The sequence below is a fragment of the Emticicia aquatilis genome (genome assembly GCF_014644295.1).
Taxonomy (GTDB): domain Bacteria; phylum Bacteroidota; class Bacteroidia; order Cytophagales; family Spirosomataceae; genus Emticicia; species Emticicia aquatilis.
The window spans coordinates 256,965-283,392 of the sequence record NZ_BMKK01000006.1; the positions used below are offsets into that span (position 1 = coordinate 256,965).

General features: G+C 39.2%; 22 protein-coding genes. 18 read left to right on the forward strand and 4 right to left on the reverse strand.

The features are described from left to right. The first annotated feature begins 53 nt into the window (after positions 1-53). The 4 genes from IEX65_RS16120 to IEX65_RS16135 all read left to right on the forward strand — a co-directional run bounded on the left by IEX65_RS16120 (position 54) and on the right by IEX65_RS16135 (position 6,210). Positions 54-1,457, forward strand: coding sequence for a gluconokinase (locus IEX65_RS16120; RefSeq protein WP_229250717.1), 1,404 nt, complete (start codon positions 54-56; stop codon positions 1,455-1,457). A gap of 128 nt (positions 1,458-1,585) precedes the next feature. Next, positions 1,586-2,395 carry a metallophosphoesterase family protein gene (locus IEX65_RS16125; protein WP_188767280.1) on the forward strand — a complete coding sequence of 270 codons (810 nt, stop codon included), beginning with the start codon at positions 1,586-1,588 and terminating at the stop codon, positions 2,393-2,395. A 35-nt stretch (positions 2,396-2,430) separates the two neighbouring features. Further along, entirely contained in the window at positions 2,431-3,480 is a 1,050-nt protein-coding gene (locus tag IEX65_RS16130; protein WP_188767282.1) for an NHL repeat-containing protein, read from the forward strand. 288 nt (positions 3,481-3,768) lie between these two features. Continuing rightward, entirely contained in the window at positions 3,769-6,210 is a 2,442-nt protein-coding gene (locus IEX65_RS16135) for an endonuclease MutS2 (RefSeq protein ID WP_188767283.1), read from the forward strand. A 39-nt stretch (positions 6,211-6,249) separates the two neighbouring features. Here IEX65_RS16135 and recF read toward each other — a convergent pair whose 3' ends face one another. Next, the gene (gene recF / locus IEX65_RS16140; RefSeq protein WP_188767285.1) at positions 6,250-7,332 is read right to left on the reverse strand and encodes a DNA replication/repair protein RecF; all 1,083 of its coding nucleotides are present in this window, start codon (positions 7,330-7,332) and stop codon (positions 6,250-6,252) included. A 136-nt stretch (positions 7,333-7,468) separates the two neighbouring features. Between recF and IEX65_RS16145 the strand changes: the two genes are divergently transcribed. The 3 genes from IEX65_RS16145 to IEX65_RS16155 all read left to right on the forward strand — a co-directional run bounded on the left by IEX65_RS16145 (position 7,469) and on the right by IEX65_RS16155 (position 11,966). Then, complete coding sequence (locus IEX65_RS16145; RefSeq protein WP_188767287.1) at positions 7,469-8,818, forward strand: sugar porter family MFS transporter; 1,350 nt, start codon at positions 7,469-7,471, stop codon at positions 8,816-8,818. Between the two features lie 169 nt (positions 8,819-8,987). Then, positions 8,988-9,440 (forward strand): RidA family protein, encoded by a 453-nt coding sequence (locus IEX65_RS16150; protein ID WP_188767289.1) that lies wholly within the window; start codon positions 8,988-8,990, stop codon positions 9,438-9,440. Positions 9,441-9,542: 102 nt separating this feature from the next. Then, positions 9,543-11,966: a M1 family metallopeptidase gene (locus IEX65_RS16155; RefSeq protein WP_188767291.1), complete on the forward strand. Its 2,424-nt coding sequence runs from the start codon at positions 9,543-9,545 to the stop codon at positions 11,964-11,966. Between the two features lie 162 nt (positions 11,967-12,128). Here the strand turns inward: IEX65_RS16155 and IEX65_RS16160 are convergent, their stop codons facing one another. Beyond that, complete coding sequence (locus IEX65_RS16160; protein ID WP_188767293.1) at positions 12,129-13,928, reverse strand: acyl-CoA dehydrogenase; 1,800 nt, start codon at positions 13,926-13,928, stop codon at positions 12,129-12,131. A 97-nt stretch (positions 13,929-14,025) separates the two neighbouring features. Then, positions 14,026-14,337 (reverse strand): SCP2 sterol-binding domain-containing protein, encoded by a 312-nt coding sequence (locus IEX65_RS16165; RefSeq protein WP_188767295.1) that lies wholly within the window; start codon positions 14,335-14,337, stop codon positions 14,026-14,028. A 309-nt stretch (positions 14,338-14,646) separates the two neighbouring features. On the opposite strand from IEX65_RS16165, the gene IEX65_RS16170 reads away from it, so the two are divergent. The 5 genes from IEX65_RS16170 (at position 14,647) to mscL (ending at position 17,808) form a co-directional block, all read left to right on the forward strand. Further along, positions 14,647-15,249 carry an RNA polymerase sigma factor gene (locus IEX65_RS16170; protein ID WP_188767296.1) on the forward strand — a complete coding sequence of 201 codons (603 nt, stop codon included), beginning with the start codon at positions 14,647-14,649 and terminating at the stop codon, positions 15,247-15,249. Positions 15,250-15,282: 33 nt separating this feature from the next. Beyond that, a complete protein-coding gene (locus IEX65_RS16175; protein ID WP_188767298.1) occupies positions 15,283-15,450 on the forward strand; it encodes a hypothetical protein in 168 nt (55 codons plus the stop codon). A gap of 35 nt (positions 15,451-15,485) precedes the next feature. Further along, on the forward strand, positions 15,486-16,313 hold the full coding sequence (locus IEX65_RS16180; protein ID WP_188767301.1) for a mechanosensitive ion channel family protein: 828 nt from the start codon (positions 15,486-15,488) through the stop codon (positions 16,311-16,313). 202 nt (positions 16,314-16,515) lie between these two features. Beyond that, on the forward strand, positions 16,516-17,436 hold the full coding sequence (locus IEX65_RS16185) for a DUF3078 domain-containing protein (RefSeq protein ID WP_188767303.1): 921 nt from the start codon (positions 16,516-16,518) through the stop codon (positions 17,434-17,436). A gap of 51 nt (positions 17,437-17,487) precedes the next feature. Beyond that, on the forward strand, positions 17,488-17,808 hold the full coding sequence (mscL, locus tag IEX65_RS16190) for a large conductance mechanosensitive channel protein MscL (RefSeq protein WP_188767305.1): 321 nt from the start codon (positions 17,488-17,490) through the stop codon (positions 17,806-17,808). An 86-nt stretch (positions 17,809-17,894) separates the two neighbouring features. On the opposite strand, the gene IEX65_RS16195 is transcribed toward mscL, so the two are convergent. Then, positions 17,895-18,995 carry a DUF2891 domain-containing protein gene (locus IEX65_RS16195; protein WP_188767307.1) on the reverse strand — a complete coding sequence of 367 codons (1,101 nt, stop codon included), beginning with the start codon at positions 18,993-18,995 and terminating at the stop codon, positions 17,895-17,897. Positions 18,996-19,369: 374 nt separating this feature from the next. On the opposite strand from IEX65_RS16195, the gene IEX65_RS16200 reads away from it, so the two are divergent. The 6 genes from IEX65_RS16200 to ftsZ all read left to right on the forward strand — a co-directional run bounded on the left by IEX65_RS16200 (position 19,370) and on the right by ftsZ (position 26,405). Next, on the forward strand, positions 19,370-20,548 hold the full coding sequence (locus tag IEX65_RS16200) for an FtsW/RodA/SpoVE family cell cycle protein (protein WP_188767309.1): 1,179 nt from the start codon (positions 19,370-19,372) through the stop codon (positions 20,546-20,548). Between the two features lie 84 nt (positions 20,549-20,632). Beyond that, the gene (gene murG, locus IEX65_RS16205) at positions 20,633-21,733 is read left to right on the forward strand and encodes an undecaprenyldiphospho-muramoylpentapeptide beta-N-acetylglucosaminyltransferase (RefSeq protein ID WP_188767311.1); all 1,101 of its coding nucleotides are present in this window, start codon (positions 20,633-20,635) and stop codon (positions 21,731-21,733) included. A 40-nt stretch (positions 21,734-21,773) separates the two neighbouring features. Next, the gene (locus IEX65_RS16210) at positions 21,774-22,550 is read left to right on the forward strand and encodes a GNAT family N-acetyltransferase (RefSeq protein ID WP_188767313.1); all 777 of its coding nucleotides are present in this window, start codon (positions 21,774-21,776) and stop codon (positions 22,548-22,550) included. A 111-nt stretch (positions 22,551-22,661) separates the two neighbouring features. Then, on the forward strand, positions 22,662-23,429 hold the full coding sequence (locus IEX65_RS16215) for a cell division protein FtsQ/DivIB (protein ID WP_188767315.1): 768 nt from the start codon (positions 22,662-22,664) through the stop codon (positions 23,427-23,429). A gap of 54 nt (positions 23,430-23,483) precedes the next feature. Next, positions 23,484-24,896, forward strand: coding sequence for a cell division protein FtsA (ftsA, locus tag IEX65_RS16220; RefSeq protein ID WP_188767317.1), 1,413 nt, complete (start codon positions 23,484-23,486; stop codon positions 24,894-24,896). Between the two features lie 129 nt (positions 24,897-25,025). Beyond that, positions 25,026-26,405, forward strand: coding sequence for a cell division protein FtsZ (gene ftsZ / locus IEX65_RS16225; RefSeq protein WP_188767319.1), 1,380 nt, complete (start codon positions 25,026-25,028; stop codon positions 26,403-26,405). Positions 26,406-26,428: the final 23 nt, after the last annotated feature.

Genomic DNA, 26,428 nt, shown 5'->3' on the forward strand with positions numbered 1-26,428 from the left:
CGGCAAACCGCTTAAAAATTGATTCTATCATTCACTCATTCACTCATTCAAAATTGTACTTCACAGGACTTGACATAGGCACAACCAGTACAAAAGCCGTAGTTTTTGATATTTCGGGCAAAGTTCTGACCCAAAAGAGCATTTCTTATGAAATGTTTCATCATCACCCCAATTGGAGTGAGCAAAATCCCGACGAAATCTACGAGGCAGTTAATCAATGCTTGGCTTTTTTGGATAAACGCTCATTGCTCGAAACGCTGAGTATGTCATCGGCCATGCACAGCATTATGGCGGTTGATGAAAGCGGTAAACCTCTCACAAACCTAATCGTTTGGGCAGATAATCGTGCCATTGAGATAGGCAATAAGCTAAAAGCAAGCAGCGAGGGCAAAGAAATCTATCACCGAACGGGTACGCCTATTCATCCTTTTTCATTTCTCTGTAAAATTTTATGGTTGAAAGAAAACGAGCCTGAAGTTTTTGCAAAAGCCCATAAATTTATCGGTATCAAAGAATTTGTATGGCACAAAATCTTTGGAGAATATGAAATAGATGAATCGCTCGCCTCAGCCACTGGCATGATGAATATCCAAGATTTATGCTGGGACAAAAAAGCATTAGAGTTGGTCGAAATTGGAGAAGAAAAACTACCCAAAATAGTCCCAACGACATTTTCAAGAACAAAACAAGATATAAAATACTTCATCGGTGGAGCAGATGGACCATTAGCTAATCTCGGAACAGGGGCAATGGGTAAAAATAAGCTGGCTTTTACGATGGGTACGAGCGGAGCAGTCAGAATTTGTGTGGACGAATACTACACCGACCCACAAATGCGAACTTTCAATTATTTACTAACCTCGACTCAGCACGTTGTTGGCGGAGCAACAAATAATGGTGCGGTGGTGATACAATGGTTGAAAGAACAAATCTTACAAACCAGCATTTCGACCGAAGAACTGATTGAAAAAGCTCAAAAAATACCCGCAGGAGCAGAAAACTTATTGTTTTTACCTTATATTTTAGGCGAAAGAGCTCCCGTTTGGAATGCCAACGCCAAAGGCGTTTTTTTCGGATTAAGTATCAATCACACCCAAGCACACTTGACCCGTGCCGTGATGGAGGGTTTAATTTTGAATCTCTATTCGGTCGGGAAAGTATTGATGGAGAAATTTCCGGTTGACGAAATCTGTGCCAGCGGAGGTTTTGCCAAAAGTGATTTTTGGTTACAACTCGTAGCTGATATTTTTCAGAAAAAAGTAGTCATCACTGATAATGTCGAAGGTTCGGCTTGGGGAGCAGTACGTTTGGCACTGAAAAGCTTAGGGTTGGAGGCAAAAACCTCAGCCCAAACCACCTCAAGAATATTTTTACCAGATACTACAAAAGCTGAACTTTATGACCAATTACACCAAAAATTTGAGCGTTTGTATATAAAACTCCAAGACGAATTCTAAAATTCGGTTCATTCCAATCTCCGAGCGATTATTCAATGTTATATTTCATTAAATAATCGCTCGGTTTTTTGTTGAAATCAAATAAATGATGCAAATTCATTGCTTAAAACTATTCATTTATTCTGACCATGAATCGCAAAGACTTTATCAAACAAATATCATTTGCTACTTTCCTATTGGCAGATGGCAGTATCATTCCTGCATTTGCCGAAAACCTATCTTCCAAAAAATCAAAACTCCGTTTTGTAGTAGCCTCTGATGGTCATTTTGGTCAACCCAAAACCGATTATAAAACATACTTTGAGACTTTCATCAATAATGTAAATGCCCAGCACCGTGAACAAAAATTTGATTTTTGCGTAATCAATGGCGATATTATTCACGATGATATAAATTTCTTATCTACAGCAAAAAGCCTTTTTGATGATCTTGAAATGCCATACTTCGTTACGCAAGGCAATCACGACCACGCCACGCCTGAGCAATGGGAGCGTGTGTGGGGCGTGCCTGTCAACTACGATTATGTTTTAGGAAACAACGCTTTTTTGTTCGGGACAACTTCAAATGTGGAAGGAAAATACCTTCCACCCAACATCGAATGGTTTAAATCAAAACTTGATGAGCATAAAAAGAAGAAAAATATTTTTATTTTCATACATATCACGCCCGTAAAATGGACCGATAATGCGGTAGATAGCAAAGAGTTTCAAGAATTATTGAAGCAATATAAAAATGTTAGAGCAGTTTTTAATGGCCACGACCACGACCAAGAAAATGTAAAAACGCATGAGGGAATTCCGTATATGTTTGATTCTCACATCGGCGGAAATTGGGGAACAAGCTACCGAGGATACAGAATTGTAGAATTACAGAAAGAAAACAAACTTCTCACCTACATCATGAACCCAACTACCAAAATCAACGAAGCAACTGTGTAATATTCACCCATTTTATTCAACCTTATAACAAACTAATGAATGAATTTTTAACTCGTCGGAATTTCCTAAAAATTACAGGAATCACGACCGCCATTTCAGCTTTTCCAGAAGTCAGTTTTGGCAAAAACGATGAAATAATCATCGGACATAACACACACAAATACCGAGTAAAAGTTGGTTGGGGTGTTTTGGATGCAGGAAAAAATCCTGTAAACGACTGCCACGAAATGGTAGAAGATGCCAAAGGTCGCCTAATTATGCTCGGCAACGAAACCAAAAACAATGTCTTGATTTATGACAAATCGGGAAAATTACTTGAAACTTGGGGAACAACCTACATTGGCGGCCATGGATTGACGCTTTTGAATGAAGGTGGCGAACAATTTCTGTTGATTTGCGATACCGACCGCCATCAAGTCATAAAAACCGATTTAAAAGGAAAAGAGATTTTCAAGATAGAATATCCAAAAGAAACGGGCGTTTATGACCACCCTGCACAGTTTAAACCAACCGAAAGTGCAGTAAATCCTGCCAATGGCGATATTTTTGTAACTGATGGCTATGGTCTGAACTACGTAATTCAATACGATTCAAAAGGTAAATACATTCGTCATTGGGGTGGTGGCGGCGATGGTGTTGATAAATTCAAGTGCAATCACGGAGTAGTGGTTGATACCCGAAATAAGCAAAACCCAACGCTAATTGTTACTTCAAGAATCGAAAATTGTTGGAAACGCTTTACACTTGATGGTAAATATATCTCAACGATTGCTTTGCCAGGAACTTATATTTGTCGCCCAGTAATCAAAGGCGAAAATCTTTACGGTGCAGCTTTCCGCTCAACGTCTGATTCTTATCCAAACTCTGGTTATATCACAATTTTGGATAAAAACGACCGAGTTATTTCGACCCCAGGCGGAAGTGAGCCGATTTATCAAAACAATCAACTTCAAGAACAACGCAAACAAGACCCATTTAAGGTTTTCTTACATCCGCACGATGTGTGCGTAGATAGCAACGATAATATTTATGTGCCACAGTGGGCTTCTCGAAAAACCTATCCTATTATGTTGGAAAGGGTTTAGGACATAATCAATCTTTAAGTAAAGAACAAGTTAAATTAACCACAGAGTTTCACAAAGTTTAGCACGGAGTTCCTCGGAGTATGCAAAAAAACTCTGTGAAACTCCGTGTTCAAACTCATTTTTTACTCCGTGGTGAAAAAATAAAACCTAAATCCTGCACCCTAACTTCTTCAAATACCCTAAACGAACAAAATTTGTGGTAAATTTGTATTTTAATACAGACAAAAGTAGCCTAAAACAGTTAAACTACTTATTGACTTACAAATACTTGTTTTACCACAAATTTTCATGCTTTACCCCCAAAATATAGAACAAAAGTTAGGTTTCGATAAAATCCGTGAACACATAGCCGAGCATTGTGTAAGTTCGCTCGGACGAGCTTTTGTCGAAAAAATTCGTTTTTCTGACGATTTCAAGATAATCGACCGTTTGCATCGCCAAGCGGCCGAGTTTAAGTTGATTCTACAAACCGAGTCTGATTTTCCGCAGCAAAATTATATTGATGTCAGCGAAGCCCTTTCAAGAGCAGCCATCGAAGGTGCTTTTGTGAGCGAAGAGCAATTTTTTGAGATAAAACTCTCGCTTCGCACGATTCAGCAAATCATTCATTTCTTTAAGGTAAAAGAAGACCACATTTACCCAGAACTCAAAACACTCGTTACGAATTCACTCCCAGTTTTAGGTGATGGAAAAAGTAGTACGGATGGTTGGGCAGCTGTGATTTCGCAAATTGATAAAATCATTGATGAGCGTGGAAAAGTGCGAGATAATGCCTCACCCGAGTTGATGGATATTCGTCGTCGATTGATTTCTGAACAAAGCGATTTACGAAAAACTTTGGAGCGAATCCTCCGTACGGCTCGTAATAGTGGTTGGATTGGCGATGAAATGTCGTTAACGATTCGTGATGGTCGCATGGTTATTCCGATTTTGTCCGAACACAAACGAAAAGTCAAAGGTTTCGTACATGATGAGTCGGCAACTGGACAAATGGCGTTTATCGAACCTGCTGAAGTTTTAGAGGCCAACAACGAAATTCGAGATTTAGAAGCCCGTGAGCGTCGAGAAATCGTAAAGATTTTAGAACGTTTGACAGATTTCATTCGCCCGCACGTACCCGCCTTGCGTAAAGCATATCTTTTTCTCGGAATCATAGATTTTATTGGTGCAAAAGCCAAGTTTGCCTTAGAAATTGATGCAACTGCCCCACTTTTGGTCGAAAATCAAGCCCTTGAATGGTACAGAGCCAAGCACCCGCTTTTGTATTTATCATTCAAAAAACAAGGCAAAAACGTTGTACCGCTGAGTATAAGGCTTGATAAAGACAATCGAATTGTGCTGGTTTCTGGGCCAAATGCAGGTGGAAAATCGGTCATGCTCAAAACAATTGGTTTGGTCCAATACATGGCTCAATGTGGGCTACTTGTGCCTGTTTCACCCGATTCAAAAGTTGGCGTTTTTAAGAATATTTTCATTGATATTGGCGACGAGCAAAGCATCGAAAACGACCTAAGTACGTATAGTTCGCACCTCACTAACATGAAGCACTTTGTAAATTTTTCAAATAAATTTACTTTGTTTCTGATTGATGAGTTTGGAACTGGAACAGAACCAAGTTTGGGCGGTGCAATTGCCGAGTCGATTTTGGAGCAATTACTGAAATCGAATGCTCATGGCGTAATCAACACGCACTATACAAATCTGAAAGTTTTTGCCGATAAACATAACGGAACAGTAAACGGTGCAATGAAATTTGATGCCGAACATTTAGAACCACTCTACGAACTCGAAATCGGAAAGCCTGGTAGCTCGTTTGCTCTCGAAGTTGCTCAAAAAATTGGTTTATCGAAACAAATCGTTGACAATGCCAAACGAAAACTCGGCACACAGCAAATTGATTTCGAGAAATTGATAAAAGAACTCGAGATTGAACGAAAGGTTTTCTCAGAAAAAAACAAAGAATTTATTGAGAAAAATCAGAAACTCACCACCACTCTTGAGCAATATACTGGCTTGAAAAGCTTCTTAGAAGTTGAGAAAAAGAAGATTTTGAACGAAGCCAAAGCCCAAGCCAAAGAATTACTAAAAGAAGCAAACCGCAAAATAGAAAATACGATTCGTGAAATAAAAGAAGGCAAAGCCGAGAAAGACATCACGAAGCTGATTCGTCAGGAACTGCAAGAATTTGAGCAAAAAGAGTTAAAACTACAAAAAGTAGAAGAAACCAAAGCCCCTGCGGGCGAAGAATGGGAAGCGGGCAGCGGAGATATTGGCGTAAATGATTATGTGAGAATCAAAGGCCAGCCGACAATTGGGCAAGTTTTGGCGGTCAAAGGAAAAGATATTGAAGTGGCCATTGGTGAACTTAAAACTAATATCAAGCTCAATCGTTTGGAAAAAATGAGCAAGAAAGAGTACAAAGAAGCCACCAAAGAAAGTCCAAAAGCTAAAGTTTCGGGCATTGATATGAACGAAAAAATGGTCAATTTTAGTTTTAATATTGATTTACGAGGCAAACGCAGCGAAGAAGCCCTCGGCGAAGTTGATAGTTTGATGAACGATGCAATTATGCTCGGCTATCCCGAACTAAGAATTGTGCATGGCAAAGGTGATGGTATTTTACGCACGCTCATTCGCCAACATTTACGAGGCTATAAACAAGTATCCAGCACATCTGACGAACACGCCGACCGTGGTGGGCAGGGCGTTACGATTGTGAAGATGAAATGATTTGTGATTTGTGGGGCGAACATCCTGTTCGCCTTACATCTACCTCGTCCGAATATAATTTATCTCAGCTTTAACATTTTCCAGAATCTTTTCGGTTCGTTCGGGACGAGCATCTGAAATAAAAACCTGCCCAAAAGTCTGATTATCAATACTTTCTATGAGTTTCTGAATTCGGCGGTCGTCGAGTTTATCGAAAATATCATCTAACAGTAAAATGGGTTTTGCTTCTCTCAATTCCTCCAGCATCTCAAATTGTGCTAATCGGAGAGCCATCACAAATGATTTTTGTTGCCCCTGCGAGCCAAATTTCTTGACAGGATAACGGTCGATTTCAAAAACGTAATCGTCTTTATGAATACCCTTTGTAGTGCGTTGAGCTTTTACATCCGTTTGTCGATTTAATCTAAATTCTTTCACAAAATCTCCACTGGCCACTTCTGACTCATAAATAATTTCTACTTCTTCACGCCCTTCACCGAGAATTTGATAGTGTTTCTTAAAAATTGGTAGAAATTTTTCGATAAAGTTTCTTCGTTGTTCAAAAATCCTGATGGCAATTTTCACCAAAGGGTCGGAGTAAGTATCAAGCAAATCTTGGTCGAGGAAATTTCGCTCAAAGAAAATTTTCAAAAGGCTATTCCGCTGGTCGAGAAGCTTATTATAATGCTGATAGTCAATCAGATAATCATTATCCATTTGCGAAAGCACTCCATCAAAAAAACGACGACGGCCTTCGCTCCCATCTTTTATCAATTCTGTATCGTCGGGGGCAATCAAAACCACAGGAAACTGCCCGATGTGGTCGGCAAGTCGTTCGTAAGGCTTTTTGTCGTGTAGCAAAACCTTTCGCTGCCCACGCTGAATCGAACAAGTAATTTGGTGTTTCTTATCTCCTTTCCTAAAAACACCGTCAATCATCATTATATCAGCATCGTGGTTGATATTAAGAGCATCTTGGCTATGGATGGCACTTTTACTCAAGGCCAAAAAATAGACCGCATCAAGCAAATTGGTCTTACCACTACCATTTTCGCCCACAATACAATTTACCTGACTCGAAAACGTAAAGTTTGCTTCTTCGTAATTTTTGAAATTTGAAAGATATATTTTTTCTAAAAACATTATCAATGGTTTTGACAACTTTAAAATCGGATAGCCGACGCTGTTGTTCTACAAAATATGCCGAAATTTAGGCATTTTTCACTAAAGTTTAGTTTATTTGTAATCCTAATACTTACTTAACCTATTAAATGTTCTGATGAATAAAAACTCGCTTCTTTATTTCATTGCTGCCGTTGCTGCAACTGGTGGCTTACTTTTTGGCTTTGATACAGGCGTTATCAATGTTGCCTTGCCTCAACTCCGTACAAAATTCAACCCAAGTCCCGAAACCGAAGGCTTTATCGTAAGTGCCGTTTTGTTTGGCGGTATGGCTGGGCCGTTTATTAGCGGGCCTTTGACTGACTTATTAGGTCGTAAAAAAATCAATATCATTGCTTCATTTGTCTTTGTTGTTGGGTCAATTATCACCGCCATTGCTCCATCAGTTTCGTTCCTAATCATTGGACGTTTGTTTTTGGGTTTAGCGATTGGAATCGTAGCCTCAACAGTGCCACTTTATTTGGCAGAAATCGCTCCGACCGATAAGCGAGGCAAACTCGTAACATTCTTCCAGCTCGCCATTACACTTGGAATTTTACTTTCTTATGTGGTTGGTTATTTCTTTGCCGACCAAGAAGATGGCTGGAGAAGTATGTTCTGGACGGGCTTTATTCCTGCCGCAATTCTGATGGTCGGAATGTTTTTTGTGCCAGAAAGTCCACGCTGGTTGATTGGAAAAGGCCGAGATGCCGAAGCCCTCGAAGTTTTGAATCGCTTGCGTGAACCAAGTCAAGCACAAGCAGAATTGGCACAAACAAAACAAATCATCGAAGACGAAAAACACAACAAAGGCGACTGGAGAATGCTGTTTAGCAAGCGTTTACGTATTCCGTTGTTTATTGGCATTGGTATTTTCTTTATTCAGCAGTTTTCAGGCATTAATGCCATTATTTATTTCTCGACTGATATATTCAAAAATGTATTTCCTGATGGCAATACGGCCGCACTCGCAACTGTGGGTGTGGGTGTAATCAATGCCGCTTCTACGTTTTTGGCTATTATGATTTTAGATAAATTTGGTAGAAAACAAATTCTTTACACTGGTCTTCTCGGAACAGCGGCTTGTTTAGCAACGGTTGGGTTGGCTTTTTACATGAAAGATTCGCTTAGCCCCGAACTACAAAAAATTATGCTCGTGGGCGGAGTTTATGTCTATATTGTTTTCTTTGCCATTAGCCTTGGGCCGTTGGGTTGGTTATTGATTTCGGAAATTTATCCGCTCAAAATCAGAGGTTTTGCTTCAAGTATGGGTAGTTTCAACCATTGGCTTTTCGATGCGGGCGTGGCTTATTCCTTTCCGATTTTGGCGGCAACATCGCTCGGCACGAATGGCGGTATTTTTGGAATCTATATGACCGTCGTACTACTCGGCTTACTTTTTGCTAAATACATTGTTTTTGAAACAAAAGGCATGAGTTTGGAGGAAATCGAAAAAAGATATAATTAGACCAACAATAAAATTCTGCGATGAAAGAGCTTAGTTTTTGAAACTAAGCTCTTTCGTTTTATAAAACCTTGCTTTTTCGGGCAAATTGAAGAAAATTGCAGAAATATTCTCTTCATCCATCATTTTCGGTCAGACCTTCGGTTCAGACCGAATAAAACCAAAAGAAATCATGAAAAAACTAATTTTATGCTTGTTTTTTGCTACACATCTTGCCTTTGCACAACACAAAGAAATCATCAAGACCGATAAAGCACCCGTGCCGATTGCCCCTTACAGTCAGGCCGTAAAATCCAATGGTTTTCTGTTTGTGGCTGGTCAAATCGGCCTTGACCCAGCCACTCGAAAACTTGTCGATGGTGGCTTTGAAGCTGAAACCGTTCGTATCATGGAAAACATCAAAGCGGTTTTGGAAGCTGCCGACGCAAAAATGAGTGATATTGTAAATACAACTATCTACATCAAAGACATGAATAATTTTGCGAAAGTAAACGAAATTTACGGTAAGTATTTCACAGGCGACTTTCCTGCACGCACAACGGTTGGAGTAGCTAATTTACCTGGTGGAGCAAGCATCGAAATTGCAGTAGTAGCAGCCATAGCCCATAAGCCTCGTCGTAAATAAGCACTAAATCATCTCAAAAAGAAACTAAATTGACTTATTTTGAGCTAAATATCGTCTCTAAATTTATATATTTGTCTTTTTACTAACCCTTCATCATGCTTTATGAGAAAACTATCAGTATTAGGTAGAGCGTTGCACGTAAGCGAACTTCTCTTTGCTACGCTTTTAATTCTTCAAGCATTAGTTGCTGTTGCCCAACAAGGCGGCAATCAGTATAATGCGAACACCCGTTTTGAACAAATGGGAACTGAACTTCCAACACCAAACACCTATCGCACAGCTTCTGGTGCTCCAGGAAAAGACTATTGGCAACAAAAAGCTGATTACGACATCAAGGCTGAGTTAGACGATGCCAATCAGAAAATCATCGGAACGGAAGTTATCACCTACACCAATAAATCGCCAGACGAGTTGCGTTATTTGTGGTTGCAGCTTGACCAAAATCTCTTTGAGAAAAGTTCAATCAATGCCATGACAAAAACTGGTGGAGTTGATGCTCAAGGAATGTCGTTTAATGCTCTTCAAAACGTAAATGCTCCTTCATCAGTTTTTGGTGGAATTTCGGGCAATAAAGAGTATGGCTATAAAATTACGGTTGTGAAAGATGCCAAAACTGGCACAGATTTGAAATATACCATCAATAACACCATGATGCGTATTGATATTCCAGTGGTTTTAAAACCAGGTCAATCATATTCTTTCCGTATCGACTGGAACTATAATATCACTAACTACTACGGCCGCTCAGGTATGGAGTATTTTGCTAAAGATGGCAACTACAACTACTTCATTGCTCACTGGTTTCCACGCATGGCAGTTTATGATGATGTAAACGGCTGGCAACACAAACAATTCTTAGGACAAGGTGAATTTACACTTCCTTTCGGAGATTATAAAGTAGAGCTTACCGTACCTAACGACCACGTTGTGGGTGCAACAGGCGAATGCCAAAACTACGACAAAGTTTTAAGTGCTGAGCAATTAAAGCGTTTCCAACAAGCTGCTAACTCAAAAACACCTGTACTTATCGTAACACAGGCTGAAGCAGAAGCAGCAGAAAAAGGAAAGCCAACTGGCAAAAAGACTTGGATTTACAAAGCAACTAACGTACGTGACTTTGCTTTCACATCTTCACGTAAATTTATATGGGATGCCATGCAAACCGATGTTTATAACAACGGACGCAAAATTTGGAGCATGTCGTTTTATTCAAAAGAAGGAAATCCACTTTGGGGACAGTACTCAACTCGTGTAGTTGAGCATACGTTGAGAAGCTACGGAAACCGTACGGTTCAATACCCTTATCCTGTGGCTATTTCTTGCCACGCAACTGCTGGTGGTGGTATGGAATACCCAATGATTTCATTCAATGGTGGTCGCCCAGAGCCAGATGGTACCTATTCAGAAGGAACAAAAGCAGGTATGATTGGCGTAATTATCCACGAGGTTGGTCATAATTTCTTTCCAATGATTGTAAACTCTGACGAGCGTCAGTGGTCGTGGATGGACGAAGGTTTGAACACTTTCTGCCAATATTTGGCCGAGCAAGAGTGGGACAGAAACTTCCCTTCTCGTCGTGGCGAGCCTCAGTACATCGTTCCGTACATGAAAACCGACAAAACACAACAAGTGCCAATCATGTCGAGTTCGGATAACATCATGGCGTTCGGGCCAAATGCTTACGCAAAACCAGCAACGGGCTTAAATATCTTGCGTGAAACCGTAATGGGTCGTGAATTATTCGACTATGCTTTCAAAGAATATGCACGTCGTTGGGCGTTTAAATCACCAACTCCTGCCGACTTCTTCCGTACGATGGAAGATGCTTCTGGTGTTGATTTAGACTGGTTCTGGAAAGGTTGGTTCTATGGTGTTGAGCCTGCCGACCAAGATTTAGCAGAAGTTGAATGGTACGCCGCCGATAACCAAGACCCAGTTGCTAAAAAAGCCGCAGAAAAAGCAGACGCAGAAGCAAAAAGACAAACGTTGAGCAATATCCGTAATCAAACCGATATTAAGCAAACAGTTGTAGAAGCTGATTCTACGATGAGAGATTTCTATAATTCTTATGATAGATACGCTGTAACTTCGGCTGACAAACAAAAATCTGAGCAATACAAATCAAGTTTAAGCGAAGATGAGCGTAAATTATTGGAATCAGGAATGAACTACTATGTTTTGAAAGTAAAAAACAAAGGTGGTTTGCCAATGCCAGTAATCATCAAAATGGATTATGAAGACGGTACTAACGAAATCGTAAGAATTCCTGCCGAAATCTGGCGTTTGAACGACAAAGAAGTGAAGAAAACAATTCCGACAAAGAAAAAGGTAACGAAGTTTACACTCGACCCATTCTACGAAATTGCTGACATCGACACCGAAAATAATGCGTTCCCACGTGAGCCAGAAAAACCAACGAAGTTCCAAGCATTTAAGCAAGGTTCGTTCCGTCCGCAAGGCCAAAACCCTATGCAACAAGCGAAACAATCTCAACCTGCTGGAACACAGACGAGTGGTAAGAATTAATTAGTCGACAGTCCACAAGTCCGTAATAATATAAATTGTATTTCTACAAACTCAAAAATAGTTGCCTGTAAAACAGAAACCCCCGAAGTAGAATTTCTATTTCGGGGGTTTTTACTTTTATGGTTTTAACCAGTCACAAATAACCAGTAAACCAATCACCAATTACATCACAACTTCCTTCTCAGTCATAATCGTCAACACTTCTTCGTCCATCAATCGGGTAGCTAAACCTTGCGTTTTCGGAATCTCGTAGTGGAAGAAATACTTCATCGTATGAATTTTACTTTCATAAAACTCAACATCATCAGCATTATCCGACGAAACTATTAACTTCTGTTTGGCCACAACTGCCTGTTTCAGCCATTGCCAAGCTACTACATTTAAGCTAAACATTTCCATGTATAGTGTCGCATCTGATAAGAAACGCTCAACATCGCCCGTTCCAGCAATTCCCAGCAAGTGCATGGTCACTTTTTGTAGGCGTTCGCCTTCTTCTTTTAGCGAAAGTGCATAACGCTTCAATTCATCATATTGCAAAGCCGCCATTACGGTTTTACCAACTTCTTGGGCGAGAAGCATAGTTGCCTTCCCTCCTGCCATCGGCACTTTTCGGCCCAGTAAATCTTGCGATTGAATGCCCGTTGTTCCTTCATAAATTGGAGTGATACGAATATCTCGGTAGTATTGTTCTACAGGAAAATCTTCCGTAAAACCATAACCACCAAAACATTGAACGGCATCACTGATTGCTTTCATACCGTATTCACAAGGGAAAGTTTTGGCAATTGGTGTCAGTAATTCAAGCATCAAATGAGCCTTTTCTTTTTCTTCTGGGTCGTCAGATGCTTCCGAAAGGTCGAAATATTTTGAAGTTTCGAGCAAAAGCGACAATGAACCTTCAACAACGGCTTTCTGAAACAATAACATTCGTTTCACATCTGGGTGCTGAATAATCTGAATCTGTGGAGCATCAAGTGCGTGTTTCTGATTCAATCGACGGCTTTGTGGACGCTCTTTTGCGTACTCAAGTGCCGCATAATAAGCAGCTGATGCGATAGACGCTCCCGTGATACCTACGCCTATACGAGCCTCATTCATCATCTGAAACATATAATTCAAGCCTTTATTTGGTTCTCCAACCAAATATCCGATACAATCATCGTTTTTATCACCAAAGCCCAAGTGCATGGCAGGAACGCCTTTTTGGCCTAATTTATGGTAAATTCCCATCGAAGTCACATCATTATCAGTGCCATCTATGCGATATTTTGGAATTACAAATAACGAAATACCCTTCGTGCCAAGTGGAGCACCTTTGATACGACCAATGAATAAATGTATCACATTATCAGTAGCATCGTGGTCACCCGCCGAAATAAACACTTTTTGTCCACGAATCTTATACGTTCCATCTTCCAAAGGTTCGGCTGTGGAAGTAATATCAGATAACGAACTTCCCGCTTGTGGCTCGGTTAGGCACATTGTACCTTGCCATTTTCCCGAAATCATATTCGGAATATAAGTATCTTTCAATTCTTGCGAACCAAAACTGGCAATCAAACGAGCCGCTCCCGCCGTAAGGCCAGTAAACATCATTCCATTATTGGCTGACATCAAGATATACCCCAGAATACTCGTCACCGTTACCGGCATCTGAGCTCCACCATTTTCATAATCAAAGTCAGCACCGATAAGCCCCGATTCTCCGAGAGCTTTTAAGTAATCTTTGATGGCTGGATGAACCGTTACTTTTCCATCTTTGAGTTCGGGTTGATTTTTATCGACATCTTTCACAAACGGAAACATCAGATTATCAGCAATTTGCGTTGCTGCATCAATCGTCATATCGAATGTCTCTTTGTTGTGGTCGGCATAGCGAGCGTGTTGCGTCAGCGTTTCTGCCTCATGAACTTCATAAAGCAAGAAGTCCACGTTTCTTTTATTGAAATAGTTCTTTGCCATAATCCTAAACCGATACGTCGGACCGCCCAAAAGGGACTTTATTATTTAATTAAAAATATCGTAGTAGTAGTAGTAGCTCCCCTTTAGGGGCTGGGGGTTACATCAACCCCAACATTTTAGCATATTTCATCATGGCACCAGGGTTTGATAGTTTTAGTTTTCCCATCATCATGGCCATCATCGGATTCATATCTCCAGTTGCAATTTTCACAAAATCATCGGCATCTGCTTTCACAACACACTCGGCTGTTCCTACAAAACCTTCCACAAACTCAGCTTTTCCATCAGCCACAACCATTGAGTAATCAGCCCCTCCACCAAAATCAAAATGTAATGTAGTTGCTACGCCATCAATATCTGCTGCTGTGAGTCTCGAAGCTGTGTTCTGTAAATATTCTTTCGCTGTCATGTTTTTATTTTTTTGAAATGTAAGGTTTAAAAGATTCCGAAAGTTAGTAAAAAAAAGAAATAATATTATGCAAGCATACTATTAAATTTTATTTGAAATTTGTCTTTTTGTCGAAAAAAGCCAATATTTGACAAGCATAATCAAAAAATTTCGTAATAATGTATCCGTTCGTTCAGAAAACGAACATACACTTTGGTTTTTCCCTAAGCAACCGTAAATTTCTATGATTATGGTATAAGAATTGCTCAGATTATTCCATAAAGAAAAAGCACGTAATCGTGTTACTTTTTGCTAACCACTTGGTCAAAATTGAAAAATAAAGCATTTAAAAATACACCTGATGAGGAGTTGGTGCGGCTGTATGTCGAAACCCAACGAAATCTTTATTTTGAAGAACTCTACGACCGTTACGTTGATAAAGTTTACAGGAAGTGTCTTTCCTTTGTAAAAAACGAAGCTCAAGCCGAAGATTTCACGCACGATATATTTTTGCGTTTGGTTCTGAAAATTGGTAGTTTTAAAGAACAAGCTAAGTTTTCGACTTGGCTGTATTCGATTACCTACAATTATTGTATGGACCAAATGAGGGTTGTGAAAAAACAAGCCGAAACTGCTCTCGACGAAAACTTTGACCTCGAACAAGAAGAAGACGACTCTGAATTAGTCGAAATTCAGGCACAAGACTTGAAAAAAGCCTTGCAGAAAATCGACCCTGATGAACGTGCCATCTTATTGATGAAGTATCAAGACGATTTTAGTATCAAAGAAATCGCCGACACTTTCAATATCAGCGAAAGTGCTGTAAAAATGCGTCTGATGCGTACGAAAGAGAAATTAAGAAAGATTTACACAGAAAATATTGTTTTCTTCTTAATTATCATCGCCAAGGCCATTTGGTTCTGGAAAAAATAACAAATACCTTAAACTTATACTTAAATAACAACAATGGAAGATTTCGATGAGAATGCAACCGCTCCGGAGCATCTGAAAGGCATGCTAACGGCCGAAATTGATGCCATTCGGGACGCCATGCAAATCGTACAAATGTTTTTGGGCGAAACAATGGTGGCAGGAGTAAAACTCTTACAGGAATTAGAACCAAAAGATAATTGAGTAACCAATAAAACCCTTTTAAAATCAAAAAATACATGAAACCGACGTTAAGCTTTACTGATACATTATTGGCAACTTTCAATGACATGATTAGAAGTTTCATGACATTTTTCTATAATCTGATAGGTGCGGTAATTATTTTATTAATTGGCTGGGGAGTTGCCAAAATGGTGGCTGCCGTAACAAAAAAAATGCTCGAACAAGTAGGAGCAGATAAAGTTGGCGATAAACTCAATGAAATTGACGCCATCAAGAGCTTAAAAATGGATATTAAGTTAAGTTCGATTATATCCAAAACACTTTATTATTTTATCCTTATTTTCATGCTCCGTCCAGCTGCCGATACGCTTGGCGTGCCTGCGATTTCGGATATGGTGAAGCTTTTAGTAGAATTTATTCCTAAACTTATTTCTTCTGCTTTGATGCTTTCGGCAGGAGTATTTTTGGCCGATGCACTTAAAAACTTTGTGGTTACGCTCTGTAAATCGTTCAATATTGCGGCAGGAAAACTCATCGGAACAGCTATTTTCTTTTTCTTGTTGATAATCTTCGTGATTCAGTCAGTAGCACAAGTGGGTATCAATACAAGTCTTTTGGAATCGAGTTTTAACCTCTTAGTTGGCGGAATCATCTTTGCCTTTGCGATTGGCTACGGCTTTGCCTCTAAAGAGATTTTGTTAAATATCATTTCTTCGTTTTACAGCAAAAACCGCTACAAAGAAGGTCAGATTATAGCAATTGATGGTATAAAAGGCGAAATAATTGCAATGGATAATACAACAATTACGCTAAAAACTGAAGATTCAAAAACAATATTTCCGTTACAGGTTTTACAATCGAAAACCGTTACGGTTTTTGAATAATACAAAATGACCCCATTTGAGTGTTTATTTCGAATGGGGTCATTTTTTTAAATTTCTCCTTTCTGCTGTTACTATTGTTTCTTCCCAAAGTCTTAAAATTACTGTCACATCTCTTAGTGTTGATGGTTCGATATTCTGAAATTTTAATTATTTATTTCAAATCAGTAGTTAAACAAATCATTAACTAAACTCCTATTTTGTAATGAAAAAGGTTTTCTTAACAATCTGTTATTTATCTTTTGCTGCATTTACTTTTGCTCAAGAAGCACCAAAAAACCTCGAAGATTCGCTTCGTGTGGGTTGGTGGGACCCACGCAGTACACAATTTGGTATTAATTTTTCACAATCAAGTTTCAATGATGCTTGGGCTGAAACTCAAGGTGGCGTTGGAAATATTGGCGTTGGTATTTATTTCAACAATAAAGCTGTTTATCACAAGAAAAAAGGCGTATTTACCTCTGATATTCAGTTACAATATGGTACTCAGAAATTCAAAGGGCAAGATGCTCGTAAAAGTTTAGACCGTATCTTTATTGATAACAAATATGCAAGCAAGCTCTCTCCTACCGTCAACTGGTTTGCTGGTATCAACTTTCTTTCTCAGTTTGCATCAGGATTTGCTTATGATGCTAAAGGCGTGAAAGGCAAAAAGATTTCAACCTTGTTTGCTCCTGCTTTTCTATCTGAAGGCGTTGGTCTTGAATGGAAACCTAAGAAATACTTTGTCGTACAATTAGGTGGTGCTACACTTCGCCAAACATTTGTGAGCAACGACGAAGTATTCACTAATACCGCTAAAGACGTAACCGAAGACGGTAAAGTAATCAAACGCTCTTATGGCACCGAAAAAGGTAAAGTTTTAAACGAAATGGGTTTTCAGGTTGTTGCGGCATTTGATAAAGACATTGCCAAAAACGTAAATTTAAAATGGCGTTATCAAGGTTTTGTGGCCTATGCTCCAAAAACAAAACCAATGGACCATAACGTAATGCTCATCACAACTGCTAAAGTGAATAAATATTTGAATATAAATCTCACACTATTAGGTGTTTATGACGCAGATATTGTTAAAAAATTCCAAATAAGTGAAGGTTTTGCGGCAGGATTTGTATTTAATCTTTAATATAATTTAGCTTAGATTTTTCATTCACTTACACTTAAACCTTTTAAAACAATGCTAAAAGAATTCAAAACATTTATCTCACAAGGTAACGTCCTTGACTTAGCCGTTGGTGTAATCATTGGTGGGGCATTTGGAAAAATCACTACATCATTGGTTGATGATATAATTATGCCTGTTGTCGGGTATTTTCTGGCAGGTGTCGATTTCAAAAGTCTTGCCCTCCACTTGGGCCAGCCCGACGAAAAAGGCGTTTATCCAGTAAACATCATGTATGGAAACTTCATCCAAATCGTTATTCAGTTCTTGATTGTGGCTTGGGTTATTTTCTTGGTTGTTAAAGCAGCCAACAAAGCACGATTAACTGAAAAATAGCCTTGTAATTTATATTAAAAAGCCAAATCAGATGAACAAAAGCATTCATTTGATTTGGCTTTTTAATATAAATTAAGGCTCTACGATTAATCAAAAATTGCATAAACGGCAAACGAAGCCAACCAATGGTCGCCACCATAATTACCCGAAGTCACGTTCGGAAGGGCATTTTTTAGAAAAGCATTTGAAGTTTGCTCAAATTTGGCTTTTAGCGGGCTAGTTTTCGGCAATGCTGAGGCAATTCCTTTAAAACACCATGCTCTGCTTATACTAAGACCATCAAGGTGAACAATTTGGTAATCTTTTCGGTCACTCACAACTGGCTGTTGTAGTAAATTTTGAATAGATTTTGGTTCGAGAAAACCTTTAAACCAAACCTCAAACTCTTTTGGTGGCATAATTCTCCGCATTAAATCGGCAATCTCAAGATTCGGTGAAAGAAAATCAGAGCCATCTGGTTCTAAATACGCAGGAGCATTTGTTTGCCCTTTGTAAAACTGATTGGCCTTTTCGATGATTGCTTTTTCAAACTCCACATTTTTAGTTGCCCTTGCCCAATCTAAAGCAAATACTAACCCAAAAGCTGTATTTGGGTGTACACCCGTACGATTCGGGTATGTTTGTTTAGGTAAAAAGGCTGTCCAAAGTCTAACGATTTCCTTAGTTAATGGTTGAAGATTCTGATGCCATTTTTTTGCCAAGGGGTCGTTCCATGTTAATAATTCTTGGTCCAACTTTAAAACCCAAGCCCATCCATAAGTTCGCTCAAACGTCACGGTGGTTTTGTATTTCGTAAAATACTCCGCTTCCGTTTTGATTTTCTCGGGCATAAAACTACTATCCAAAACACCTACAATCTTTTCTTTGTCTTTTATATTCGGGAAAACTTTCAATAATTTCGTCAACATCCAATGCCCATGCACACTCGAATGCCAATCGAGGCAGCCATAGAAACTTGGGTGTAATTGAGATGGCAATAACTTGTGGTCTTCTGCCGCATCTGAGCTATGACCTGTTTTGTTCGGAAACTCTTGCGTGATACAATGCAAGGGCATAGCCGATAACTTTTCGGCAATTTCTTGAGTAAAAAGCTCAGACTTAGTCTGGGCGTGTATATGAGTTGAGAGAAATACAATCGTTAGTAATCCTAAAAAGGTTTGTCGGAATATTGGTTTATTGATGAGCATTGGTTAAGTTTTGAATAAAGTGTAAAAGTCAAAATTAATAAAAAACTTTTTCTATATCTGAGCATAAAACAGCTATTTTTAATGAGAATTAGCATTTTCGGTGGATAATATTTATTAAAAGTATTTACCAATTTAAACAGTCAAACCAAATAAAATTCTGCTAAAAACTAAAAAAACAATAGTTCTTTATGAAAAACATACCGCTTAAAAGCCCTAAAATAAAAATCTCAAATTTTTCTTTTCTTTCTTTTTGAAATAATTTACATTTGTTACGAGTTTTAAATTTAGACAAAGACTTGTCTGATATTTAAAACCATAATCGTGCTTATTCCTTATAATCTTAATCGGCGGACTCGTGCTGCCAAAGCAAAATCATGGAAACGTGGTTGAAAGACAAATTACGTGGTGACTGGCAAATCTGGTTCATCATCGTGCTTCTATCTTTATTCAGTATGCTGGTCGTTTATAGTGCCAGTTCTGCTCTCGCCTACAAAAAAGCAGGCGGAAACACTGAAAGTTATCTGCTTACTCATACCGCCCACCTACTTCTTGGCTTAGTTGTTATTTGGGTTATACATCGCATTGACTACACTAAATACGCTGGAATCTCTAAAATTCTACTTTGGATAACCCCCTTCTTACTACTTTATACTTATCTATTCGGTACAACCGTTGGAGGTACAAAACGTTGGATTAGCCTTTTTGGAATTTCGTTTCAGTCTTCTGACTTGGTTCGTTTGGTACTTATCACTAATCTTGCGGCCATGCTGGCTCGCCGTCAGAATGTAGAATATACCCAAAAAACACTCATGGGCCTCATATTTTGGTGTGGTTTACTTTGTGGGATGCTGGCTATCACTAACTTTTCAACTGCTATTATCTTGGGCGTTACCTGCTTTCTGATAATGTATATGGGTCGTGTACCAAGCCGATATTTGTTCCGAATGGTGTTTGCTGTCATTGGGGCATTGGTCGTAGTGATGAGTATCAGTATCTACTTATATTCAAGAGGCGTGGAGTTTGGTCGTGGACAAGTTGTGTTGGAGCGTATTGAGGCATTTGCTAACATTGATATAAACAGAGATAAGGTCATAGGAAATCCTGACCGTGATGATAGCTTTCAGAAAGAACAAGCCATGATTGCAATTGCTCGTGGTGGAGCAATTGGCATTGGGCCGGGTAATAGTTTTCAACGTAACTATTTGCCAGAAGCTTTTTCTGACTATATCTACGCCATTATTGTAGAAGAATACGGTATGATAGGTGCGATTTTCGTGATGGGTTTGTATCTTTGGCTCTTATATCGAGGGCTGAAAAACGTAAGCAATACCCAACGGGCTTTCGGAGGACTATTGTGCGTCGGACTTACTTTCAGTATTGTATTTCAAGCATTCATTCACATGTTTATCAATGTGGGTTTGGGGCCAGTTACGGGTCAAACATTACCACTGATGAGTATGGGAGGAACATCTATTTTATTTACAGCAGTAGCTATCGGTATTGTGTTGAGTGTAAGTAAAGAAGAATATGATGAGAAAGCATTAAATGCCTAAAAATCAGTCTTTAATTCTAAATAACAAGCCACTTGTGGCTCAAAACAAATAAAAAGTTCCCCTTTAGGGGCGGAGGGGTGTTTTATGAAAAAAATTATTATCAGCGGCGGCGGTACTGGCGGACACATTTATCCAGCGGTTGCGATTGCAAACGAGCTAAAAGCCATTGATTCTACCAACGAAATCCTTTTTGTTGGAGCAGAAGGTAAAATGGAAATGGAAAAAGTGCCAAAAGCAGGGTACAAAATTATTGGCTTACCAATTGCGGGCATTAATCGCTCCAATATGTTGGCCAATTTGGGCTTACCTATAAAGCTGATAAAAAGCCTCTGGAAAACTTACAGAGTCATTAAAGACTTCAAACCCGATGTAGCTATCGGTGTGGGTGGTTATGCAAGTGGACCAACGCTCATAATGGCTAACTTTTTAGGTGTCCCCACGCTTATTCAAGAACAAAACTCTTTTGCGGGTGTAACGAATAAGTTTGTAGCGAAAAAAGCTCAAAAAATTTGCGTAGCATACCCTAATATGGAGCAGTTTTTTCCGAAAGAAAAAATTGTCATGACAGGAAATCCAGTAAGGAAAGATATTTTAGAAACCGCCTCGAAAAGAGAGCAAGCATTCAAACATTTCGGCCTTGACCCCGAACGCAAAACACTTTTAGTGATTGGTGGAAGCCAAGGTGCAAGAACCATAAACGAGGCTATTTTTGCGGGTTTGAATGATTTAATCTCAAACGATTTACAGGTTATTTGGCAAACGGGCAAATTATTCATTGATAAAGCAAAACAAGCGGTTGAATCGCTTCAAACGCAGCGAGTTTTTGTTTCGGACTTTATTTATGAAATGGATTTAGCCTACGCTGCCGCCGATTTGGTTGTTTCTCGTGCAGGAGCTTTGTCGGTATCGGAACTTTGTTTGGCCGAAAAGCCTTCAATTTTAGTGCCTCTACCAACTGCAGCCGAAGACCACCAAACCCAAAATGCCATGAGTTTGGTCAATGTAAAAGCTGCTTGGTTAGTAAAAGACGCTGAAGCAAGAGATATTTTGGTAGATGATGTAATAAAGCTGGCTGATAATAAAGCCGAAATGCAGCAGTTGAGTCAAAATATCAAAACTTTGGCAAAACCCAACGCGGGTAAAGAAATTGCCTCAGAAGTACTGAAAATTATTAACGGTCAATAGTCCACTGACAATAGCGTTCGGTTGTTTTATCTAAGAAATTATGAAGATTTTTTTTTCTGAAAATAGAGTAGATTATTCGACATACACATTCGATTATGCAATTTATTGCTTGAAAGAATCACAAAGCGAATTGCCCGAAATCTATGAAAAAGGGTTTTTGCCTTATACAGGAAATTTGAGCATCGAAGGAGATACTTTTTACTTAGCTCGTAGTCTAAGAGTTGACCTTGATAGATTTGATGATACTTCCGAGAATCGCCGAGTAAATCGTTTGGTCGAACCGCTTAATATTCAACTGGAAGTAATCAAGAAAGAAGACTTCGACTTGAATGCAAGCGATTTCGTAAGTCTTAGTCAAGAATACATTTCGCAACGCATTGGAGACGATAACATGAGCATGGAGCGTTGGCAGTATATTTTATCGAGAGAAACAGGTACACACATTTTCAGATTTAACATCGAAGGTAAATTAATCGGTTTTGTGTTTGCGGTTCTTGAAGGCGATATGTTGCATTATTGGTTTGCTTTTTTTGATACAGAGTATATGCGAACCCACTCGCTCGGTAAATGGCTCATGTGGCGAGTAATTAAATGGGGAAAAGAAAACGGATTAAAGCATGTTTATCTCGGAACCGCCTATAAATCATCGGCTTTGTATAAAATCAGAGACCACAAAGGTTTAGAATATTTCGATGGTTATCGCTGGAATCAGGATATCGAACGCCTAAAAAACCTTTGTAAAAACGATTTAGAACCTAAATTTGCGGACGAATTTAAAACACTGGACAACCAGAATACTTTTTTAAAGCAATTGTGAGTTAGTGATTAGTTATCTGTTACCATTTGTTAGTTTTTTATAAAACAGTAGCAGATTTCTCTGTAACCAAATATGAGTGATAAATAACAAATTTTCCTAATACCTATAAAAATGTTTCGTAATACTAACTTCGGTAAAATTGGCAAAGTGCTATTGGGAGTAGTAGCAATTTGTGCTATTATGCTCTTAATCGCCTTCTCGACCGATAGTTTTTCCTCGAATCGTTGCAAAAAAATAGAGATAAATATTAAGAATGCCGACGAACAGTTTTTTCTTAATAAACACGACGTTGAGAACTTAGTTACTCGAAACGGAAGTGACCAGCTCGTGGGCAAACTTTATGAGAAAATCGACCTTCGTGAGATAGAGCAAAGAGTATTGCGAAATCGACAAATTAAAAGCTGTCAGGTCTTTAGAGGTGTTGAAGGAACGCTTAATGTTGACATCGAACAGCACATTCCAATTGCCCGAATTTTGATGCCAGATGGCCGTGAAGATGTGTATGTTGATGCCGACGGAAGTTTTTTTCCACTCTCTGACCGATATTCCGCAAGAATTTTATTGCTTTCGGGCGAATATTTCCGAAATTTGTCAAGTTTAAAAACGAAACGTCAGGAAAAGAATCTACAATTTATAAATTTTATCAACGAGGATTCCTTTTTGAAGGCACAATTCACTCAACTGGATATTGATACAAATGGCGATATTAATATTGTTCCGTTAGTTGGCAACCATATTATTGAGTTTGGAGAGCCAACAAATATTGAAAACAGATTAAACAGATTAAAAATTTTTTATAATCAAATCCTGCCTGTTAAAGGTTGGGATAGTTTTTCGTCGGTAAGTGTAAAGTACGACGGGCAAATTGTTTGTAAATAAAGGCTGTGACTTTTAGCTTCTCTTTTTGCTAAAAGCCTTATAAAAAATACAAGAATGAATAAAGGTGTAATAGTAGGTATTGATATTGGTAGCACGAAAATTTGTGCCGTGGCAGGGATTATGGACCACATCGGGAAAGTGAAAATTCTTGATATGGTTGAAGAACCTACCCAACGTGGACGTGTATCTAATGGCACGGTTGTAAACTTAGAGTTTACGGCTCGTGACATCGACCGTATCCTTACAAAACTATCAGATAAGGCAGACATCAATATTCAAAACGTCATTGTTAATATTTCGGGCGAGTACGTTGAAGGAAAAACCCACCAAAACTTCATTACCCGCAATGATAGCCGCACGACAATTCGCAAAGAAGAAATCGAAAAATTGGCGGTTGATATTCGTAAATCGTTTCGTCCAACTGCAGGAAATGTGATTATTCATACTTTCCCGCAGGAATTTATCATTGACCGTTCTTTAGTTCCCGAAAATCCAATTGGACGCTTTGGTGTTACGCTCGGTGGTAATTTCTTTTTGATTTCAACACCAAACGACCCGCACATTGCTCTCCAACAAACTATTGAAAGTGTTGGAGTAAAAATTCAAGATAATAAACGTTTTATACCTCTAAAAATAGTTCATACGCTCTTTTCTCCTTTGGCCGATGCTATGTCGGTTTTGAGCGAAGTTGACAAAAAATTGGGCGTTGCCGTAGTAAACGTTGGAGGTGATACAACCGAAGTAGCTATTTTTCACGAAAGTGGCTTACGCCATATTTCGGTGATTCCGTTTGCAGGAAAAAGTATTACGAATGACCTCGTAAAGGCTTTCCAGATTTTGCCAGACCACGCCGAAAAGCTCAAACTCATCATGGGCGATGTTCCGCCTGATGAAGTTGGCAAAAATGATATTATCAAAATCCCTGGGGTTGAAGGCTTACCTGACAAAGAAATCGTTGCTAAAAACGTAAGTATTATCATCGAAGAACGCCTAAAAGAGATTGCTGCCATGGCAATGGCCGAAATCATACATTCGGGCTATGACGGCCAACTCATTAGCGGCGTTGTGTTAACTGGCGGAACAGCTAATATCAGAATGATAAAAGATGTGTTCGACCAAGTAACCAACGGCATGAATATCAGGGTTGGAAATACGGTGCGTAACATTGGCGAAAGCTCACTAAGCAAAATCGTTGACCCTAAATACGCAACCGTTGTGGGCTTAGTTTTATCAGGATTTTTACCTTTAGATGAGCGAGTTCCACAAGAAGTTATTTGGGGAGAGATTCCAGAAAGCCAAATTCCAAGCCCTACAAATGGATTTGAAGGACGAAATGTAGGACGTCATAAAGAAGTAGAAGTTCCACAACCAGAAGAGTCTCAACAAAGTGGGGGTATTTTGGGATGGCTCAAACGTCAAATGCAGGCTGGTAAATCTGACTTAGGCGACGACAAGGGCTACACTTGATAGAATTCTTTGAGATTTGTTAAAAATAGATTTTCATTGAGATTATCAGCAATATTTTTAGCAAATCATCATTTAATTACTAATTTTAAAAAGAAAACAGCTTTTCCTAATCTATAAAATTTCATCACGATGTCAGAAGAACCAGACTACGAACTCGTTTCCAAGAATAAGTTCAGAAATATAATTAAAGTAATTGGTGTAGGTGGTGCTGGCTGTAACGCCGTCAAACACATGCACAATATGGGTGTGAGTGATATTGGCTTAGTTATTTGTAATACCGACCAACAGGCCCTCGAATCTGCAGCACCCGAAATCAAACGCTTACAAATCGGTATAGAGCTTACTAAAGGCTTAGGAGCTGGAACAGAACCAGCAATGGGTAAAAAAGCCGCCGAAGAAAGCGAAAAAGCAATCAGAGAAATGCTCAAAGAGCCAACCGAAATGGTTTTCATTACGGCTGGTATGGGTGGTGGTACAGGTACTGGAGCGGCACCCGTTATTGCACGTATTGCCCGTGAAATGAAACTCTTGACGGTGGCTGTTGTAACCGACCCATTCACTTTTGAGGGTGAAGATAAGATTTTACAAGCCCGTGCAGGTATCGAAGAATTAAAAAAATGTAGCGATACAGTACTTATCATCAAAAATGAGCGATTAGAAGCACAATTCGGTGATATGGATATTGAAGAGGCCTATGCCAAAGCCGATGATGTTTTGGCCAATGGTGTAAAAAGTATTGCAGAGCTTATTACTCGCCCAGGTATCATTAACCTTGACTTTGCCGATGTAAAGAAAGTTTTAGGCGGTGCGGGGCAAGCCGTAATGGGAACAGCCGAGGCAGAAGGAGATAAACGTGCCGAAGATGCTATCAAATTGGCCCTTTCGTCTCCATTATTAGAAAGCAATGATATTAACGGAGCTCAAAGAGTTTTGGTTAGTATTGCATATAGTCCAGAGCATAAAATCAAGCTTTCTGACCAGACTTTGGTAACGAAATTTGTAGAAAGTCAGATTCAAAGTAAAGCACGTTTATTCAAACACGGTTTTGCTATTGATAAAAACTTGGGCAAAAAAGTACGTGTAACCATCGTAGCGGCAGGATTTGATATTGTTGCTCCCGAACCAGAGCCTCCAGTAGCACCACCAGCTGCCGAAGAAGTAAAGCGTCCAACAGTAGTAGTAAATACCGTTACGGCCTCAGTTCCTCATGCCGTTGCCACAGCAGCATCAGGTGGAAGTGCAAGTACTACGCAAATTCCAGTCGAGGAAACGAATAATTTCATCGAAGTTGAACCTACTAAAGTTGAACAAAAAGATACGACTGAACAAATCAAAACGATGATTCAACGCTTCATGCGTGAAGGATATAGAAATCCTGCATTGAATACTACTCCAACTTACATTCGTAATGGAGTGGAGTTACAGGACGTAAGAAAGCTGAAACAAACAGGTAAGGTTTTGGAATATGAATTAGACCAACTACTTGCCATGATGGAATCAAGCAGATAAAAAACGAAAGAGCCGCTTAAATT